Origin of the sequence: Bacillus sp. FSL W8-0640, from assembly GCF_038007725.1 — a bacterium.
GTDB lineage: Bacteria > Bacillota > Bacilli > Bacillales > Bacillaceae_G > Bacillus_A > Bacillus_A cereus.
This window is the reverse complement of the sequence record NZ_JBBOXT010000001.1, coordinates 4,151,196-4,170,778: the sequence shown is the minus strand read 5'-3', so window position 1 is coordinate 4,170,778 and position 19,583 is coordinate 4,151,196. Positions and strand designations below refer to the sequence as shown.

Sequence of the window (19,583 nt, the reverse complement as noted above, 5' to 3'; positions counted from 1 at the left end):
GAAGAAATGAAAGCTATAAATAGTTTCACTTTATTTCTGGAGAGGAGAAGGTATTGAAATCATGTCAAGATCTCAAGAAATTTCTAAGTGGTTTCGTAATTTACAACATTCGAAAAAACTAAGTTGGATTTCTTACGTTGTATTAGGAGCAGTGCTGTTTTTTGCGCTTATGAATAATGTAAAACCAGAGCAATTAGATGTTAATATGTATTCTATTGCGAAAAAGACAATCCATTCTCCTATAAAAATTGAAGATAAAGTTACAACGGATAAAAAGAAAAAAGAAGCCGCTACAAAAGTTGAAGATCAATATACATATAAAAGTGAGTATAAACAAAACAAAGTTGATATTGTGAATGACGTCTTTGCTAAAGTGGATGAAGTGGTGCAAGAGATTAAAGCTGTTGGACCGGATGATCAAAAAAAGATGACTGATGCTGAGAAAGTGGAGAAGTTAAAAAAGAAACTACCCGCTGACTTAACGAAAGAATTATCTGATTCAAACTTACTAAGTTTGATTAATGCAGATTCGAGCCAATTAGTATTAGCGAAAGATGCTGCGGTCACAGCGATTAATAGTATCATGACTGAGCATATTAAAATGGACGAATTGAAAGATGCGAAAGAACGATATGTAAGTGAGATGAATAGTGTTAATGTTGATAATGGTTTAAAAGAGTCAATTAAGGCGCTAGGAAGATATGCAATTTCAGCAAACTATTTTTATGACCCGATCTTAACGAAAGAGAAGAGAAAAGCAGAGGAAGATTTAGTTCCACCTGTTTATATTCTTCAAGGACAAGTTCTTGTTAGAGAAGGTGAAACAATTTCAAGTGATGTGTATAATCAGTTGAAATTAGTTGGTTTGTTAGAAAAAGGGAACGGCTTTCAACCTTATGTTGGATTAGCGGTACTCATTGGTGTGTTACTATACTTTATGCATAAACAATTTGAATTATTTTTAAAGAGAAAAAGAGAAGATAGACCGTATGTTTTAGCGTATATTACAATTTTGTCTATCACAATCGTCTTAATGAAAATCATTAGTTTGTTTCAAAAACTTGAATACGCGGGGATTGCATATGTTGTCCCAGTTGCGATGGGAACAATACTTGTAAAACTAATGATTGGTGATCGATTTGTCTTTTTAACGAGTATGATTTTTTCTGTATGCGGAAGTATTATGTTTAATGAAGGAGTAACGAGTACATTAAATTATAGTGTAGGGATTTACGTATTGTTAAGTTCATTATCGGTTAGTATTTTCTTGCGAGAAAAAAATCGTCGTACAATGATTTTACAAGCTGGTATACTCGTTTCTGTATTAAATGTAGTCGTATTGGCGGCGCTCTTATTATTACGTAATGGGAATTTTTCGCCTCTTGAAATTGGTACGCAATTATTAATGGCTTCACTTTCAGGGATTATATCATCCGTTTTGGCTATGGGGATTTTACCATATTTAGAAAGTGGACTTGGAATCGTATCAAGCATGAAGCTTATGGAACTATCAAGTCCAAATCATCCGCTTTTACGCAGAATTTTGTTAGAAGCGCCAGGGACATATCATCATAGTGTAATGGTAGCGAATCTTTCTGAGGCTGCTTGTGAAGCAGTCGGGGCAAATGGTGTATTAGCGCGTGTAGGGGCATATTATCATGATGTAGGAAAAACAGTACAACCGCAATTTTTTATTGAAAACCAAATGGGAATTGAAAACCCGCATGATAAATTAGATCCTGTAACGAGTAAAGATATTATAATTGCTCACGTAACGGATGGAGTAAGAATGCTCGAAGAATATCATATTCCACAAGAAATTATTGATATCGCTGGGCAACATCACGGTACAACGTTACTGAAATATTTTTATTATAAAGCTATTAAAGAAGATAAAGAAAAATATACAGAAGAGATGTTCCGTTATCCAGGTTCAAAAGCAACTTCGAAAGAATCGGCAATTGTTGGTATTGCTGATAGTGTAGAAGCTGCGGTACGTTCTATGAATCACCCAACGCCAGAACAAATTAATAATTTGGTGCAAAGTATTATTAAAGATCGACTACAAGACGGTCAATTTAGTGAATGTGATTTGACGTTTAAGGAACTACAAATCGTTGGAAAAACGTTGTGTGAAACGTTAAATGGTATTTTCCATTCGCGTATTACATATCCGGAACTTCCGGAAGAAAAGGAGAAAGAATGAGTTTGTTAATTGATTTTATTGATGAAACAGAAGAAGTAAAAGAAGCGTATATGAGTTTAATTCGTGAAGTGTTAGAAAAAGCAGCTCAAATGGAAAATATCGAGGATGGTGCGGAGGTATCGGTGACATTTGTAGATAATGAGCGCATTAGAGAAATTAATCGTGATTACCGAGATAAAGATCAACCTACAGATGTAATATCCTTTGCGATGGAAGAAATGGGAGAAGGAGAAATGGAGATTGTTGGTGCAGAGATGCCACGCATGTTAGGTGATCTTATTATCTCTATTCCAAGGGCGAAAGAGCAAGCTGAAGAGTACGGACATTCTTTCGATCGTGAACTTGGATTTTTGGCATTACATGGCTTTTTACATTTACTTGGTTATGATCACATGACAGAAGAAGATGAAAAAGAAATGTTCGGAAGACAAAAAGAAATTTTAGAAGCTTTTGGATTAGGACGATGAAAAAAGGAAAACTTATAGATAGTTTTGGATATGCTATAGCTGGTATATTCTTTTGTTTTCGTCATGAGCGAAATATGAAAATCCATTATTTAGCCGCAGTCATTGTTATATGCTGCGGCTTTTATTTCCATATTACGAGAACAGAGTGGATGATATTACTTATTGTAATAGGGAGTGTAATGAGTTTAGAAATGGTAAATACGGCTGTGGAAAAAACAGTAGATTTAGCGACTGCCGATATTCATCCATTTGCAAAAATTGCAAAGGATGTTGCGGCAGGAGCGGTTTTATTGTTTGCAATTATAGCTGTTATAATTGGTGCTATTATCTTTTTACCGTATATGGTATAGTTGCATTCCGAAGCTTTTATTAAGCTTTGGAAGTGCTGTAAGGGGCTTTAATGAGAGAGTGTACCTCTTCATAGCTGTGAACAGGAAGGATGCGGGAATATGAATAGTAAACAATTAATTCTAGAAGCAATCGAAGCGCGTAAACAAGCGTACGTACCATATTCTAAATTTCAAGTAGGTGCAGCACTATTAACGCGCGATGGAAAAGTATATCGTGGATGTAATGTTGAGAATGCATCATATGGCTTATGTAATTGTGCTGAAAGAACAGCTTTATTTAAGGCGGTTTCTGAAGGAGATAAAGAATTTGTAGCCATTGCGGTTGTAGCAGATACAAAGCGCCCAGTACCTCCTTGTGGAGCATGTCGACAAGTTATGGTAGAATTATGTAAACAGGATACGAAAGTATACTTAACAAATTTACATGGTGACGTTCAAGAGACGACAGTCGGAGAATTGTTACCAGGAGCATTTTTAGCGGAGGATTTACATGAATAGAAAAGGTTATAAATCAGGTTTTGTCTCTATTATTGGCAGACCGAATGTTGGGAAATCTACATTTTTAAATCGTATTATCGGCCAGAAAATTGCTATTATGAGTGATAAGCCACAAACGACTCGTAATAAAATTCAAGGTGTATATACAGAAAATGATGCACAAGTTATTTTCATTGATACACCAGGAATACATAAACCTAAACATAAACTAGGCGACTTCATGGTGAAGATGGCGCAAACGACATTAAAAGAAGTTGATATCGTTCTGTTTATGGTTAATGCTGTCGAAGGCTTTGGTCGTGGTGAAGAATTCATCATCGAGAAGTTAAAAGAAACGAAACAACCAGTATTTTTAGTAATTAATAAAATTGACCAACTTCATCCAGAGCAATTACTAGAGTTAATTGATCAATATCGTAAACTACATGAGTTTGCAGAGATTGTACCAATTTCTGCGTTAGACGGTAATAATGTGGACGCTTTAATTGGAACAATTAAAAAGTATTTACCAGAAGGACCACAATACTATCCAGATAATCAAGTAACGGATCATCCGGAGAGATTTATTATTGCAGAGCTTATTCGTGAGAAAGTACTACATTTAACACGTGAAGAAGTGCCGCATTCTGTGGCTGTTGTTATCGATGCGATTCAAAAGCGTGAGGGCGGGGCAGTTTATATAAATGCAACGATTGTTGTTGAACGTGCATCACAAAAAGGAATCATCATCGGAAAACAAGGGAAAATGTTAAAAGAAGTTGGTAAGCGAGCTCGTTTTGATATTGAAGCGCTACTTGGTTCTAAAGTATTTTTAGAAGTATGGGTAAAAGTGCAAAAAGATTGGCGTAATAAAATGTCTCAGCTTCGTGACCTAGGTTTCCGCGAGGATGAGTACTAAAATAGAGTCAAGCTGTAATCAGTGGATGGTTGGTTCATCCACTGATTATTGGTTTTTATGAACTTTGATAAATTAGGAAAAATTTTTCTCACATGAAAATGGACAAAATGGGTCAATTTAATAACAACAAAGGAAATTGGTTTATAGGCTACGCTTATTGAGAAAGGTGGATTCTTATGCTAGATTTTACCTGGAAGTTTTTCTCCAAAACAGGAAGCATTGAAACGTACTTGCTTTTGAAAGAAATGGAAAAAGACGTAAACGATGAGATGGATCAACATGAAGAGGAGCTAGCGCATCTAGACTCTCCAATTTCTTGACCCGTTTTGTTCAAACCTTGGATGGTGACGAACATGTTTCAAAAAGTTGAGGGCATCGTTATCCGTACGACAGATTACGGAGAAACGAACAAGATTGTTACAATATTCTCAAGAGAACTTGGTAAGGTAAGTGCAATGGCAAGAGGGGCAAAAAAACCGAAAAGCCGATTAGCATCTGTGTCGCAATTAATGACACATGGCCAGTTTCTTATTCAAATGGGATCTGGGCTTGGAACATTGCAACAAGGCGAGATTATTTCAACTATGAAAGAAATTCGCGAGGATATATTTTTAACTGCTTATGCATCATTTATTGTTGAATTAACTGATAAAGCAACAGAAGATAAAAAACATAATCCGTATTTATTTGAAATGTTATATCAAACGTTGCATTATATGTGTGAGGGTGTTGATCCAGAAGTATTATCATTAATTTATCAAACGAAAATGCTTCCGGTATTAGGGATGCGCCCGTACTTTGATACATGTGCGATTTGTCATCAAGAAACAGACTTTGTCGCCTTCTCCGTTAGGGAAGGCGGTTTTCTGTGCTCACGTCATGCAGAGCAAGACCCGTATCGTATACCGGTAGGAGAAGCTGTTCATAAATTATTACGTCTTTTCTTCCATTTCGATTTACATAGGCTCGGAAATGTATCGGTAAAGGATAGCACAAAAAAACAAATGCGTTTAGTATTGAATACATATTATGATGAATATTGCGGAATTTATTTGAAATCAAGACGTTTTTTAGAACAACTTGATAAGTTTCAAATATAATTTTGGGCCGTATACGGTCCTTTTTACATACTTTCTTTTTCGAATAGCATATTTAGTATATAATATTTAAGAGATAGTATAACTTTTTTCGTTGTGCATTAAAGGTGGTGATTATCATAGAGCTGAATAAACGGCAAGAACATATCATTCAGATTGTAAAAGATCACGGTCCTATTACAGGGGAATCAATTGCAGCGCAATTGGGTCTAACACGTGCGACGCTAAGACCAGACTTAGCAATTTTAACGATGGCTGGTTATTTAGAAGCACGTCCACGCGTAGGTTATTTTTATACGGGTAAAACTGGGGGGCAGCTATTATCTGAAGCTGTTAAGAAAATTAAAGTACAAGATTATCAATCTAGACCGGTTGTAATTGATAAAAATGTTTCCGTATACGATGCAATTTGTACGATGTTTTTAGAGGACGTTGGTACATTGTTCGTTGTAGATCAGATGACTCTATTAGTTGGTGTTGTGTCTCGTAAAGATTTATTAAGAGCGAGCTTAGGAAAGCAGGATTTAACCTCTCTTCCGGTTAATATTATCATGACAAGGATGCCAAACATTGCGATGTGTCGTAGAGAGGATTCTTTATATGATATTGCGATGGAATTAATAGAAAGACAGATTGATGCAATGCCAGTTGTAAAAGATACGAAACAAGGTTTAGAAGTGATTGGGCGAATTACAAAAACAAATATTACACGTGCGTTTGTAAATTTAGTAAATAACGAATAAGTGTAATTTGTTTAAAGTGAGGTAATGTAATGGATAATAAAATCGTATATGTCGTATCTGACTCTGTAGGGGAAACGGCTGATTTGGTTGTTCGAGCAGCAATGGGGCAATTCCCGTTTGCTCCTGATATTAGACGTGTACCATATGTAGAAGATACAGGGACACTAAAAGAAGTGATTTCGATTGCTAAGAGTAATCAAGCACTTATATGTTTTACGTTAGTTAAGCCTGATATGCGCAAATATTTAGTAACAGAGGCTGCAAAAGAAGGGGTAGAGGCATACGATATTATCGGCCCTCTTATTGATCAAATAGAAGAAATTACGGGGCAAGTGCCGAGATATGAGCCAGGCGTTGTCCGTAGGTTAGATGAAGAATACTTTAAAAAGATTGAAGCGATTGAGTTTGCTGTGAAGTATGATGACGGCAGAGATGCACGAGGTATTTTAAAAGCGGATATCGTGTTGATTGGTGTTTCGCGTACATCAAAAACACCACTTTCCCAATATTTAGCTCATAACAAACGCTTGAAAGTTGCGAATGTACCACTCGTGCCAGAAGTTGACCCACCTGAAGAACTATATCAAGTGGCAAAAGAAAAATGTTTCGGTTTGAAAATTACGCCAGATAAGTTAAATCATATTCGAAAAGAACGATTAAAATCACTTGGATTAAGTGATGGAGCAACATATGCAAATATTAATCGTATTCAAGAAGAAATTAATCATTTTGAGGAAGTAATTAGTAAAATAAATTGCCAAGTAATCGATGTATCGAATAAAGCGATTGAAGAAACAGCAAATATTATTGTGAATGCAGTGCAAAACCAAAAAATGTTTTAGCACATTTACCAAAGGTGAATGTGCTTTTTTCGCTCGTGTGAAATATGATACCTATGGATTTTGTAATAGATTGTAGTGTAATGGTTATACTTATACTCCTTTGTCTTTTAGTATATTCAAGGTGTGAGTTTGTCATCCTGAAATGTAAGATGAAAAAATAAAGGGATATGTAGCGTAGTTGAAGAAAATATATTATAATAAAAAATTGTGATAAAAACCTATATTTTACGTTTAGACTTTAATTTTTCAGAATAAACTAGGGATAGGATTTACGAAAAAGACATGTAATTACGTTAAATCGACAAAATCTATACAAGAAAACGCACATTATGGAAGGATTCGCAGAAGGGATGTAGAATACAGAAATATGCAAAGCATCAACAACATATTAGTTGGTGTAGATGTATATCCCGTGAAGGCTGAAATTGTGCAAGTTGGAGCGGAATTTCATGTCGGAATTTTGTTTGTCGCATCATATGCTCATCCTTTAAGGAAATAGCAAGGCAATTGGATCTTTGTAGATACTGAACAAAATGGAGTTGATCGTTATATGGATCAACATGAAAAAGTTACAAATCTCAAGATCAAACAGTATATGTGGCTTGCTACTCTTCTTATAAAAAGGTGTGTATGTATTGTTTCTAAGAGATACATTTGTAACAGATGAGCAAATGTATACAATTTTATATAGCAAGTATGTATATGCGATTTATGCAGATAAAGGACCTATAGGAAAGGTTCAAAATCGTTTATACAATGTAATCGGCAACACTTTCTAACAAGTTTAGAAAAATATTGTCGAATTATAAAGGAATTTTTTAATTTATATCGAATACAAAATACGACACGGAGATGGAGTTATGGGGAACAGAATTCCCGAAGAAGTTGTTGAACAGATTCGGACATCATCCGATATTGTAGAAGTCATTGGTGAATACGTTCAACTTAGAAAACAGGGGCGTAACTATTTCGGCCTTTGTCCATTTCATGGTGAGAATTCTCCTTCATTCTCTGTTTCATCTGATAAGCAAATTTTTCATTGCTTCGGATGTGGAGAAGGTGGAAATGTATTTTCCTTTCTAATGAAAATGGAAGGACTGGCTTTTACCGAGGCTGTTCAAAAGCTAGGCGAAAGAAATGGAATTGCGGTTGCAGAGTATACATCAGGGCAAGGACAACAAGAAGACATATCTGATGACACTGTCATCATGCAACAAGCTCATGAATTATTGAAAAAGTATTATCATCATTTATTAGTAAATACGGAAGAGGGAAATGAAGCACTTTCATATTTATTAAACCGTGGTATTACGAAAGAGATGATTGAGAAGTTTGAAATTGGTTATGCATCACCTGCTTGGGATGCAGCGACGAAAATTTTACAAAAAAGAGGTTTATCGCTGTCTAGTATGGAACAAGCTGGCCTTCTAATAAGAAGTGAGAAGGATGGTAGTCATTATGATCGCTTCCGTGGAAGAGTTATGTTCCCGATCTATACGTTACAAGGTAAGGTGATAGCGTTTAGTGGAAGGGCGTTAGGAGATGACACTCCGAAATATTTAAATAGCCCTGAAACACCGATTTTTCACAAAAGTAAATTGTTGTATAACTTCCACCAAGCAAGACCGTTTATTAGAAAGCGTGGGCAAGTGGTTCTTTTCGAAGGATATGCCGATGTACTAGCTGCGGTAAAAAGTGGTGTGGAAGAAGCTGTTGCGACAATGGGAACAGCTTTAACTGAAGAACAAGCAAAACTTCTGCGACGTAACGTTGAAACTGTTGTTCTTTGCTATGATGGTGATAAAGCAGGGCGAGAAGCGACGATGAAAGCAGGGCAATTATTGCTAAAAGTTGGTTGCCAAGTGAAAGTCACATCCTTGCCAGATAAGCTTGATCCTGATGAATATGTGCAACAATATGGGACTACTGCTTTTGAAAATCTTGTGAAATCAAGTGTGAGTTTTGTTGGTTTTAAAATAAATTATTTGCGTTTAGGGAAAAATTTGCAAGATGAGTCTGGCAAAGAAGAATATGTGAAGAGTGTTTTAAAAGAGTTATCGTTGTTACAAGATGCGATGCAGGCAGAGTCATATTTGAAGTCATTATCGCAAGAATTTTCGTATTCAATGGAAACACTTTTGAACCAATTGCACCAATATCGCAAAGAACAAAAGGTACAGCAAAAACAAATAAAGCAGGTTGCTAAACCGTCTCAAGTCGTTCAAACAAAACCGAAGTTAACAGGTTTTGAAAGAGCGGAAAGAGAAATTATTTACCATATGTTGCAAAGTGCAGAAGTAGCTGTTCGTATGGAATCCCATATAGAAGATTTTCATACAGAAGAACATAAAGGGATTTTATATGAACTATACGCATATTATGAAAAGGGAAATGAACCTTCAGTTGGAACATTTTTAAGTTGGCTCTCTGATGAAAAGTTGAAAAATATTATCACTGATATTTCGACGGATGAATTTATTAATCCAGAATACACAGAAGAAGTGTTGCAAGGCCATTTGGAGACGCTTAGACGGCATCAGGAAAAACTTGAAAAGATGGAAATTATCTTTAAAGTGAAACAAATGGAAAAAACAGATCCTGTAGAGGCTGCTAAATATTATGTAGCATATTTACAAAATCAAAAAGCGAGAAAATAGCTTTTTTGATAAAGTTTTAGTATAATGAATGTTTGTATCTCGCGTAAGGAGGGGAACAGATGGCTGACAAACCAGCTCGTTCTAAACAAATTGAAACTGAAATGACCCTTGAGCAAGTGAAAGAACAACTCACTGAGCTCGGAAAAAAACGTGGCGTTCTTACATATGAAGAGATTGCAGAACGCATGAATGGATTTGAAATTGAATCCGATCAAATGGATGAATACTATGAATATTTAGGTGAACAAGGCATTGATTTAGTTGGTGATAATGACAACGAAGAAGGCCCTAATAATCGCCAAATTACAAAAACAGAAGAAGAGTTTGACCTCAATGATTTAAGTGTACCACCTGGGGTTAAAATCAACGATCCTGTTCGTATGTATTTAAAAGAAATTGGTCGTGTAGACTTACTATCTGCAGAAGAAGAAATTCGACTTGCAACGCGTATTGAAGAAGGCGATGAAGAAGCGAAACGTCGTCTTGCAGAAGCAAACTTACGTCTTGTAGTAAGTATTGCAAAGCGCTATGTAGGCCGTGGTATGCTTTTCTTAGACTTAATTCAAGAAGGTAATATGGGTCTAATTAAAGCTGTTGAAAAGTTCGATTATCGTAAAGGTTTCAAATTTAGTACGTATGCAACTTGGTGGATTCGCCAAGCTATTACACGTGCCATTGCAGACCAAGCGCGAACAATTCGTATTCCAGTTCATATGGTTGAAACGATTAATAAGTTAATTCGTGTACAACGTCAATTATTACAAGATTTAGGTCGCGAACCATCTCCTGAAGAGATTGGTGAGGAAATGGATCTTGCTCCAGAAAAAGTACGTGAAATCTTAAAAATTGCACAGGAGCCAGTTTCTCTTGAAACACCAATTGGTGAAGAAGATGACTCCCATTTAGGTGACTTTATTGAAGACCAAGAAGCAACATCGCCTGCGGACCATGCAGCCTATGAATTGCTAAAAGAACAATTAGAAGATGTGTTAGATACACTAACAGATCGTGAAGAAAATGTTCTACGTCTTCGTTTCGGTTTAGATGATGGACGAACTCGTACGCTTGAAGAAGTTGGGAAAGTATTCGGCGTAACGAGAGAGCGTATTCGTCAAATTGAAGCAAAAGCACTTCGCAAATTAAGACATCCAAGCCGTAGTAAGCGTCTTAAGGATTTCTTAGAATAGGTTATTTTTTAAGTTTACTTCACTTTTGTGAAGTAAACTTTTTTATTTTGTTAATTTTTGTTAAAATTTAGCTATGGGCAACGATTACAATTTCTTGTAATTTATTTTACAGAATTGTCTTTTGATTTGCAAATGCTCATTTTTCGATTTTTCGATTAATTTTGTTTATTATATACAAAAATATATGTAGAAAAGCGAAAAATATGATGAGAAACGTTAATAATTATCGAAATAATAAGCGATATGACAATAAAAAACAATAAACTGAATTTATGGAATATTTTTAACAAGTAGTAGTTTGCTCTTTTCTGATAGAGCGTTTTCAAGTACAATATAAATGACTGAATCATCTAACTATTTAGGGGTATAGAGGGGGGAGAAGAGATATGAAACGTAATCCGCTGATTCCGTTCGCTCTTATTGCAGCATTGGGTATTATCGTTATGTTTGTATTTTCATTTCAGGGGCTAAATAAATCTAAAGAGTTAGCTGATGCAAAAAATGGCGGGAAGCCAGCACAAACGGCATCAAAACCAGAAGATATTGTGAAGCAAAGCTGTACGAGCTGCCATGGTGATCAGTTACAAGGGGCAGTTGGACCTAACTTACAAAAAATTGGTGGGAAACTTTCAAAGGATGAAATTAAAGAAATTCTTTCGAAAGGAAAAGGCAATATGCCTGCCAATATAGTTCCAGCTGATCAAGCCGCTAAAGTAGCTGATTGGTTATCGAAGAAAAAATAAAGTTCCGTATGACAAGCCTTTTGCTTATGCAAAGGGCTTGTTTTTCTATATTTTCTAAAATACGATGAATGATAGAGCGGTGAATTGTTGTTATGGGCTTGCAACAACTACTATAAATTCATTATCATGGAGACAGACTGACAAGAGAAGGAGTAATGGAAATACATGAATGAAGTAAAGCTTTCAAAACGATTAGAAGAAGTTGTACGTGAAATACCAGTAGGATCTACAGTTGCTGATATTGGATCGGATCATGCGTATTTACCGTGTTATACAATTATAAATAATATTGCTACAAAAGCAGTTGCAGGAGAGGTTGTAGATGGACCATTTCGCTCTGCGCAAGCAACTGTAGCTGAAAGTGGTTTACAAGATAAAGTAGATGTGCGTAAAGGGAATGGATTAGCTGTTATCGCACCAGGAGAAGTAGATGTAATTACGGTTGCCGGAATGGGCGGAGCGTTAATTCGTGACATTTTAGAAAGTGGTAAAGAAAAATTAGAAGGTGTAACACGTTTAATTTTACAGCCTAATATTGCAGCGCATCATATTCGTGAATGGTTTATTGAGAATGGTTGGGAGCTTATCCATGAAAAAATCGTAAAAGAAGATGGGAAAATTTACGAAATTTTAGTAGGGGAGCGCGGAAATGTTGTAGCGCCTTACTCTGAAAATAAACAAGCTGAATTGTTTATGGGACCATTTTTAATAACAGAAAAAAGTGAAGCCTTCGTTGAAAAATGGGAAGGAGAATTAAAAAACTTCCAAAATATTTTACAACAGTTAGAACGTGCGGCTGATTCTGAAGAAACAAAAGCGAAGCGTGGGGAAGTAGAAGCGAAAATGAAAATGATAGGGGAGGTTTTATCATGAGTAAAATTCCAAACGGCCATGAAATTATTTCTTTATTTGAAAGTATGTATCCGAAGCATTTGGCAATGGAAGGAGATAAGATTGGTCTGCAGATTGGAGCGCTTAATAAACCCGTGCAGCACGTATTGATTGCGCTAGATGTAACGGAAGAAGTTGTGGATGAAGCAATTCAATTAGGGGCAAATGTCATTATTGCTCATCATCCTTTAATTTTTAACCCGTTAAAAGCGATTCATACAGATAAGGTGTATGGGAAAATTATTGAAAAGTGTATTAAAAATGATATTGCAATCTATGCAGCGCATACAAATGTGGATGTTGCTAAGGGCGGGGTAAACGATTTACTTGCTGAGGCGTTAGGATTGCAAAATACAGAAGTTTTGGCACCGACATATGCAGAAGAAATGAAAAAAGTTGTTGTGTTTGTGCCAGTCACTCATGCAGAAGAAGTAAGGAAAGCATTAGGAGACGCAGGTGCTGGTCATATCGGCAATTATAGCCACTGTACGTTTAGTAGCGAGGGTACAGGCACATTTGTACCTCAAGAGGGGACAAATCCTTATATCGGGGAAACTGGACAGTTAGAACGTGTAGAAGAAGTGCGAATCGAAACGATTATTCCAGCTTCCTTACAGCGGAAAGTGATTAAAGCAATGGTAACGGCGCACCCTTATGAAGAAGTAGCGTACGATGTGTATCCGCTTGATAATAAAGGTGAAACGTTAGGCCTAGGAAAAATAGGATACTTACAAGAAGAAATGACGCTTGGCCAATTTGCAGAACATGTGAAACAATCATTAGACGTGAAGGGCGCAAGAGTTGTCGGTAAGTTAGATGATAAAGTGCGTAAAGTAGCTGTACTTGGTGGAGATGGTAATAAATATATAAACCAAGCGAAATTTAAAGGAGCAGATGTATATGTAACTGGTGACATGTACTATCATGTTGCTCATGATGCGATGATGCTCGGTTTAAATATAGTTGACCCAGGACATAATGTTGAAAAAGTAATGAAACAAGGTGTGCAAAAGCAATTACAAGAAAAAGTGGATGCAAAGAAACTCAATGTACACATTCATGCTTCGCAGTTACATACAGATCCATTTATATTTGTATAAGAAAAATAAAAACCGTTGCTCATGTAAGCAACGGTTTTTATTATTGTTCTTTTTTCACTTTCACGCGAGGTAATATTTTTTGTAACGGTACTTTTCGAACTCTTTCCCATGTAGCGGGATTCATTGGGTCATATTGCTCTAAGAAAGCGATAACTTCTTTCGTAATTGGCGTTGGAGTAGAAGCACCTGCTGTAACAGCTACGTTTTCTACACCTTGTAGCCACTCTAATTGAATTTCGCTTACATCAGCAACTCGATATGCTTTTGTACCCGCGATTTCTTGTGATACTTGTGCTAAGCGATTTGAATTGTTACTTTTCGGATCACCAACAACAATTGTTAAGTCTGCAACATCAGCTTGTTTAGCGACAGCTTCTTGGCGAACTTGAGTAGCTAAACAAATTTCTTTATGGAATTCTGCTGTTGGGAATTTTTTTTGAATGTCCTCCATTAAATGTTGAACATCCCATTGACTCATCGTTGTTTGATTTGTTACTAAAATTTTATCTGTTGGGATTTCTAATGTTTTTAAATCATCGGCTCTTTCGATAAGGTGAACGATGTCAGGTGCAATACCAACTGCGCCTTCTGGCTCTGGATGATTTTTTTTACCGATATAAATGACATGATACCCTTCCGCTTTCTTAGCTTCGATAAGGTCATGCGTCTTGGTAACATCTGGGCAAGTGGCATCGATTGTTGTTAAACCTTTTTCTTTTGCGCGTTGTTTAACTTCTGGAGAAACACCGTGTGCTGTGAAAATAACAGTACCAGAATCAATTTTATCTAAAATTTCTAAGCGACTTGGACCGTCTAATGTGATGATTCCATCTTCTTCAAAAGCGTCTGTAACATGTTTATTGTGAACAATCATACCTAAAATATAAATGGGTCTCGGCAATGATTTATCTAATGCAGCGTTACGTGCAATTACCATTGCATCGACAACACCGTAGCAATAACCACGAGGGGAAATTTTAACAATTTTCATATGAGTAATCCTCTCCTTCTAAACAAGGGATACTTTTGTGCATAGTCTTTTACATTATAAAGGAGGAGTGGATAGAAAACAAAGGATTGTTACACATATAGTTTTGGTTTTGTTGCTGTTTGTTGAACTGGTTCTTTCGGTAACTCTTTTTCTATTACAGGTTCAATCACTATTTTCTTTCGTTTTCGTTTCTTTTTTTGAGGTGCAGGAGGCGGACTTTCTACCTCAACTGGCTCTGTTACATTTTCCGTTTGATTTTCTTCCGTACTTTTTCCAGAGGTGAGGATTTTAACAATGCTTGGTAGACTACGCATAATAGGACCATACTGTTCGACGACAGGACCTACAGATTGAACGACTTGGGATACTTTTTCGATGTTGTTTATCATATTAGTAGGATTCGAAATTAAGTTCGAAAAGAAACTGCCGATGCCACTGCTTGCTGTTGCGGCAGCTGTAGTTGCGCCGCCGCGCGTTTCATTTGATTCATACATTTGAGGCGGTATCATTTGCTCAGGATGTTGCTGCATGTATGGTTGATATTGTTGCTGATGTTGCTGCGGATATTGTTGCTGATGTTGCTGCGGATATTGTTGCTGATATTGCTGTTGATATTGTGGCGGCGGTGGTTGCTGATGCATCATCGGTTGCCCCTCCATTTGTCGGTAAGGTGGAACCATTTGCATAAAAGGCTCGGTTGGATCGTGTTTTTTAAAAAGCTTAGCAAGAAAACCTTTCTTTTTTTGTGCCATTGGTGGTAGTTGTGGAATTGGATATGGTGTATAAGGTTGTTGCCCTGGATTCGGATACATTTGCCTTGTAGGGGATTTCGGAAACATGTGAGAAATCCTCCTTTCTTCAGTTAGGTATATACACATACAATATGCAATAAAAGGGAAGAAGGTTAGTTTTTGAAGTGAAAACCTAAACTAAAGATGGATTTTACTTGTAGATTTCGATATAATGTAGACTTGACTGATTTGTGCGCGCAGTAGAAATTTTAGAAAGAAGGTGTAACTTATGACACAACAAACTTTTACACAGTATGATTTTAAACCATTTTTAATAGATGCAGTTCGTGAACTACGCTTTACAGAGCCGACAGGAATTCAGCAGAAAATTTTCCCGGTCGTGAAAAAAGGTGTAAGTGTAATTGGACAATCCCAAACAGGTTCTGGGAAAACACATGCATACTTACTTCCTACATTAAACAGAATTAATGCAAGTCGTGAAGAAGTACAACTTGTTATTACAGCGCCTACTCGTGAGTTAGCACAACAAATTTACGAAGAAATCGTGAAATTAACAAAGTTTTGTGCGGAAGACCAAATGATTACAGCACGTTGTTTAATTGGTGGAACTGATAAACAACGCTCAATTGAAAAGTTGAAAAAACAACCTCATATCGTAGTTGGAACACCAGGACGTATTAAAGATTTAGTAGAAGAGCAAGCATTATTTGTTCATAAAGCAAATACGATTATTGTCGATGAAGCAGACTTAATGCTTGATATGGGATTCATTCATGATGTAGATAAAATTGCAGCACGCATGCCTAAAAACTTGCAAATGTTAGTTTTCTCTGCAACAATTCCTCAAAAACTAAAACCGTTTCTGAAGAAGTATATGGAGAATCCAGAGCATATTCATATCAATCCAAAACAAGTTGCAGCTGGAAACATTGAACACTATTTAGTGCCTTCTAAACATCGTAATAAAATTGATTTAGTGCATAAAATGCTACTTCAATTTAAACCGTATTTAGCAGTTGTTTTCACGAATACGAAAAAGATGGCAGACCAAGTTGCTGATGGATTAATGGAACGCGGCTTAAAAGTTGGACGAATTCACGGGGATTTATCACCACGTGATCGTAAAAAAATGATGAAACAAATTCGTGACCTTGAATTCCAATATATTGTTGCGACTGATTTAGCAGCACGTGGTATTGATATTGAAGGGATTAGCCATGTTATTAACTATGAGCTACCATCAGATTTAGATTTCTTCGTTCACCGCGTTGGAAGAACAGCACGTGCGGGGCATTCTGGTATTGCAGTGACGATATATGATCCAGCAAACGAAGAAGCGTTAGATAGTTTAGAAAAACAACGTCATATTGAGTTCAAGCATGTAGATTTACGCGGAGATGAGTGGGCCGATTTAGGTGAGCGTCGTCGTCGTAAGAGCCGTAAAAAACCAAATGACGAACTTGATGTTATGGCAACGAAAGTTATTAAAAAACCGAAAAAAGTAAAACCAAACTATAAACGTAAACTTGCAACAGAACGTGACAAAGTGAAGAAAAAATATGGCAATAAAAAAAGATAAGGGGTTTCCCTTATCTTTTTTTTATCCCGCTATTTGTGGGAGGTGTAATCAATATGGATAGAAAAGTATTGATTAAAGTTTCACTTAATCCAGCTAATTTAAATGAAAAGTATAGTCTGTATAAATAGTCATATAAATTTGTGTAGTGCATCTTTTGTGAACAAACAATTCACTACATATTTCTACAAATTATGCTATCATTATATCTATTGTATATTGAAGAGGTGATTGTATGTTAAAGATTGGATCTCATGTTTCCATGAGTGGTAAGAAAATGTTATTAGCAGCAAGTGAAGAGGCTGTTTCATACGGTGCAACAACGTTTATGATTTATACAGGTGCACCGCAAAATACACGAAGAAAACCAATTGAAGAATTGAACATAGAAGCAGGAAGAAAACATATGGAGCTGAACGGAATTGAGGAAATTATCGTCCATGCGCCGTATATTATTAATGTTGGGAATACGACGAAGCCAGAAACATTCCAATTAGGCGTAGACTTTCTTCGCATGGAAATTGAAAGAACATCGGCATTAGGTGTAGCGAAACAAATTGTTCTTCACCCAGGAGCGCACGTTGGTGCTGGAGCGGATGCTGGTATTCAACAAATTATTAAAGGGCTTAATGAAGTATTAACGCCAGAACAGACGGTTAACATTGCGTTAGAGACGATGGCAGGAAAGGGAACAGAATGCGGTCGTAGCTTTGAAGAAATTGCAAAAATTATTGATGGTGTAAAATATAATGAAAAGCTATCTGTATGCTTTGATACATGTCATACGCACGATGCAGGATATGATATTGTAAATGACTTTGACGGCGTATTAAACGAATTTGATAAGATCGTTGGTATAGATCGTTTACAAGTACTTCATATTAATGATAGTAAAAATATACGCGGAGCAGGAAAAGACCGTCATGAAAACATTGGATTTGGTCACATTGGGTATAAAGCATTGCATCACATTGTACATCATCCACAGTTAATGCATGTACCAAAAATTCTTGAAACACCGTATGTAGGGGAAGATAAAAAAGATAAGAAGCCGCCATACAAATTGGAAATCGAAATGCTGAAAAACGGCACTTTTGATGAAGGGCTTCTTGAAAAAATTAAAGCGCAATAAGGAGGGGGAAATCCCCTCCTTATTTTAGTAGTTGCTGAAATAATGTATTTACTTGTTGGGCAGTGGCAGGGGAAGTTACTTTTGCGATTTGTTTTAAGAGCTCTAGTCGCTCGTTGTTATCGTAAATATTAATATTTTTACCCTTCATAAGTAAAACGATTTGATCAGCTTGTGCGGCTGTAATGGGAACTTCATATTCTTTGCTATATTTTAATAACTCTTTTGTAGAAATATGATTTAATTTTTTATTAACAATTTGTTTAATGAGGTTCATCTTATTATCCTCCTTCACGCGTTCTTCTATCGAAATATATGAGCATATAGCTTGTACATATTCGTATGGAGTTTCTTTTTTCATGAGGAAAAGAAGCGTATGTTATAATATAAGGACAAAACTACAGAAAAAGAGTAAAGGGAGGACTTATGGAGCAAAAGCAACATCGAAAAGAAAGTGTTATTCATCTCATTTATCGTTTAGTTATGATTATTTTTGGAGCAGCATGCGCGGCGGTAGCAATTGAACTATTTTTAATGCCAAATAAAATTATTGATGGTGGAATTATTGGTATTTCTCTTATATTAGATTATCTTACTCCTAACATTTGGTGGTTAAGTTTTTCTACTTTAGTCGTTGTTCTCAATATCCCATTTATGTATTCCGGTTATAAGCAAATTGGAAAAACATTTATGTTATCTTCGACATTTGGTATTGTAGCATTAGCTTTCATTGAGTCAACGTTACATGCGGTACCACCATTTACAACAGAACCTATTTTAGCGACAGTGTTTGGTGGTCTTATTTTAGGTCTTGGTGTAGGACTTGTAATTCGTCATGGTGGATCGCTAGATGGAACTGAAATTATGGGGATTTTATTAACGAAGAAATTACCGTTCTCTGTTGGTGAATTCGTAATGTTTGTGAACTTATTTATTTTTGCATGGGCAGCATTTGTGTTTGGTGTGGAACAAGCGATGTATTCTGTTATGACGTACTATATCGCATTTAAAACGATCGATACAGTAATTCAAGGGCTAGATGAAACGAAGGCGGTTTTAATTGTATCTGATCAATATGAGGAAGTATCAAACGCGATTTTGCATCGTCTTGGCCGTGGAACTACAAAGCTTGTAGCGAAAGGTGGTTACACGGATAAAGAAAAAGAAGTTATTTATGCAGTTGTAACGCGTCTAGAAGTGACGAAGTTAAAATCAATTGTGCATGAAATTGATGAAAATGCGTTTGTTACGATTATGAGCACGCAAGAGACAAATGGTGGTAAGTTTAAATCGGCTATTCACTAAAAAGTTTATAGGAATATTTTTCGAAAGCAGAGAATTTTTCTCTGCTTTTTGTTATAATAGTAAGGTTTCTTGAAAAAATAGATATATTTTAGGCAGATTGGTTTACAACTATAATAAGCTGTACTATAATTCAAATAGATATAAATCGGAA

Annotated in this window: 21 protein-coding genes; 18 read left to right on the top strand and 3 right to left on the bottom strand. The window is 36.2% G+C overall.

Annotated elements, in window-relative coordinates:
- The first annotated feature begins 61 nt into the window (after positions 1-61).
- The 15 genes from N2V80_RS21545 to N2V80_RS21475 all read left to right on the top strand — a co-directional run bounded on the left by N2V80_RS21545 (position 62) and on the right by N2V80_RS21475 (position 13,679).
- Positions 62-2,206: an HD family phosphohydrolase gene (locus tag N2V80_RS21545; protein WP_000091514.1), complete on the top strand. Its 2,145-nt coding sequence runs from the start codon at positions 62-64 to the stop codon at positions 2,204-2,206.
- Positions 2,203-2,673, top strand: a complete 471-nt coding sequence (gene ybeY / locus N2V80_RS21540) for an rRNA maturation RNase YbeY (protein ID WP_000054679.1) — start codon at positions 2,203-2,205, stop codon at positions 2,671-2,673. Before N2V80_RS21545 ends, ybeY begins: the two co-directional genes overlap by 4 nt.
- The gene (locus N2V80_RS21535) at positions 2,670-3,023 is read left to right on the top strand and encodes a diacylglycerol kinase family protein (protein WP_000715469.1); all 354 of its coding nucleotides are present in this window, start codon (positions 2,670-2,672) and stop codon (positions 3,021-3,023) included. Before ybeY ends, N2V80_RS21535 begins: the two co-directional genes overlap by 4 nt.
- Positions 3,024-3,122: 99 nt before the next feature.
- Positions 3,123-3,521, top strand: a complete 399-nt coding sequence (locus tag N2V80_RS21530; protein ID WP_001086282.1) for a cytidine deaminase — start codon at positions 3,123-3,125, stop codon at positions 3,519-3,521.
- On the top strand, positions 3,514-4,419 hold the full coding sequence (gene era, locus N2V80_RS21525) for a GTPase Era (protein ID WP_001080229.1): 906 nt from the start codon (positions 3,514-3,516) through the stop codon (positions 4,417-4,419). The genes N2V80_RS21530 and era overlap by 8 nt, the downstream gene beginning before the upstream one ends.
- Positions 4,420-4,595: 176 nt before the next feature.
- On the top strand, positions 4,596-4,739 hold the full coding sequence (locus N2V80_RS21520) for a YqzL family protein (protein ID WP_000883924.1): 144 nt from the start codon (positions 4,596-4,598) through the stop codon (positions 4,737-4,739).
- A 33-nt stretch (positions 4,740-4,772) separates the two neighbouring features.
- Positions 4,773-5,519 (top strand): DNA repair protein RecO, encoded by a 747-nt coding sequence (recO, locus tag N2V80_RS21515; protein WP_000487013.1) that lies wholly within the window; start codon positions 4,773-4,775, stop codon positions 5,517-5,519.
- A gap of 107 nt (positions 5,520-5,626) precedes the next feature.
- A complete protein-coding gene (locus N2V80_RS21510; RefSeq protein ID WP_000583756.1) occupies positions 5,627-6,259 on the top strand; it encodes a helix-turn-helix transcriptional regulator in 633 nt (210 codons plus the stop codon).
- 29 nt (positions 6,260-6,288) lie between these two features.
- Positions 6,289-7,101, top strand: a complete 813-nt coding sequence (locus N2V80_RS21505; RefSeq protein WP_000368937.1) for a pyruvate, water dikinase regulatory protein — start codon at positions 6,289-6,291, stop codon at positions 7,099-7,101.
- Between the two features lie 635 nt (positions 7,102-7,736).
- Entirely contained in the window at positions 7,737-7,880 is a 144-nt protein-coding gene (locus N2V80_RS21500) for a hypothetical protein (RefSeq protein ID WP_000479733.1), read from the top strand.
- A gap of 81 nt (positions 7,881-7,961) precedes the next feature.
- Positions 7,962-9,758, top strand: a complete 1,797-nt coding sequence (gene dnaG, locus N2V80_RS21495) for a DNA primase (RefSeq protein WP_000528221.1) — start codon at positions 7,962-7,964, stop codon at positions 9,756-9,758.
- Positions 9,759-9,817: 59 nt separating this feature from the next.
- Positions 9,818-10,945, top strand: a complete 1,128-nt coding sequence (gene rpoD, locus N2V80_RS21490; protein ID WP_000764066.1) for an RNA polymerase sigma factor RpoD — start codon at positions 9,818-9,820, stop codon at positions 10,943-10,945.
- A 386-nt stretch (positions 10,946-11,331) separates the two neighbouring features.
- On the top strand, positions 11,332-11,688 hold the full coding sequence (gene cccA / locus N2V80_RS21485; RefSeq protein ID WP_000828141.1) for a cytochrome c550: 357 nt from the start codon (positions 11,332-11,334) through the stop codon (positions 11,686-11,688).
- Positions 11,689-11,853: 165 nt separating this feature from the next.
- Positions 11,854-12,561, top strand: a complete 708-nt coding sequence (locus tag N2V80_RS21480; protein ID WP_061654481.1) for a tRNA (adenine(22)-N(1))-methyltransferase — start codon at positions 11,854-11,856, stop codon at positions 12,559-12,561.
- Positions 12,558-13,679: a Nif3-like dinuclear metal center hexameric protein gene (locus N2V80_RS21475; RefSeq protein WP_000036233.1), complete on the top strand. Its 1,122-nt coding sequence runs from the start codon at positions 12,558-12,560 to the stop codon at positions 13,677-13,679. Before N2V80_RS21480 ends, N2V80_RS21475 begins: the two co-directional genes overlap by 4 nt.
- A gap of 40 nt (positions 13,680-13,719) precedes the next feature.
- Here the strand turns inward: N2V80_RS21475 and N2V80_RS21470 are convergent, their stop codons facing one another.
- The gene (locus tag N2V80_RS21470; RefSeq protein WP_000706659.1) at positions 13,720-14,670 is read right to left on the bottom strand and encodes a 4-hydroxy-3-methylbut-2-enyl diphosphate reductase; all 951 of its coding nucleotides are present in this window, start codon (positions 14,668-14,670) and stop codon (positions 13,720-13,722) included.
- Between the two features lie 89 nt (positions 14,671-14,759).
- Positions 14,760-15,509 carry a VrrA/YqfQ family protein gene (vrrA, locus tag N2V80_RS21465; RefSeq protein WP_061654480.1) on the bottom strand — a complete coding sequence of 250 codons (750 nt, stop codon included), beginning with the start codon at positions 15,507-15,509 and terminating at the stop codon, positions 14,760-14,762.
- 181 nt (positions 15,510-15,690) lie between these two features.
- Here vrrA and N2V80_RS21460 point away from each other — a divergent pair, with 181 nt between their 5' ends.
- Together N2V80_RS21460 and N2V80_RS21455 are read left to right on the top strand one after the other, a co-directional pair.
- Positions 15,691-17,001 carry a DEAD/DEAH box helicase gene (locus tag N2V80_RS21460; protein WP_000194015.1) on the top strand — a complete coding sequence of 437 codons (1,311 nt, stop codon included), beginning with the start codon at positions 15,691-15,693 and terminating at the stop codon, positions 16,999-17,001.
- Between the two features lie 232 nt (positions 17,002-17,233).
- A complete protein-coding gene (locus tag N2V80_RS21455; RefSeq protein WP_000912456.1) occupies positions 17,234-18,130 on the top strand; it encodes a deoxyribonuclease IV in 897 nt (298 codons plus the stop codon).
- 19 nt (positions 18,131-18,149) lie between these two features.
- Here the strand turns inward: N2V80_RS21455 and N2V80_RS21450 are convergent, their stop codons facing one another.
- Complete coding sequence (locus N2V80_RS21450; protein ID WP_001048954.1) at positions 18,150-18,404, bottom strand: DUF2624 domain-containing protein; 255 nt, start codon at positions 18,402-18,404, stop codon at positions 18,150-18,152.
- 149 nt (positions 18,405-18,553) lie between these two features.
- Between N2V80_RS21450 and N2V80_RS21445 the strand changes: the two genes are divergently transcribed.
- Complete coding sequence (locus tag N2V80_RS21445; RefSeq protein WP_000435963.1) at positions 18,554-19,432, top strand: YitT family protein; 879 nt, start codon at positions 18,554-18,556, stop codon at positions 19,430-19,432.
- Positions 19,433-19,583: the final 151 nt, after the last annotated feature.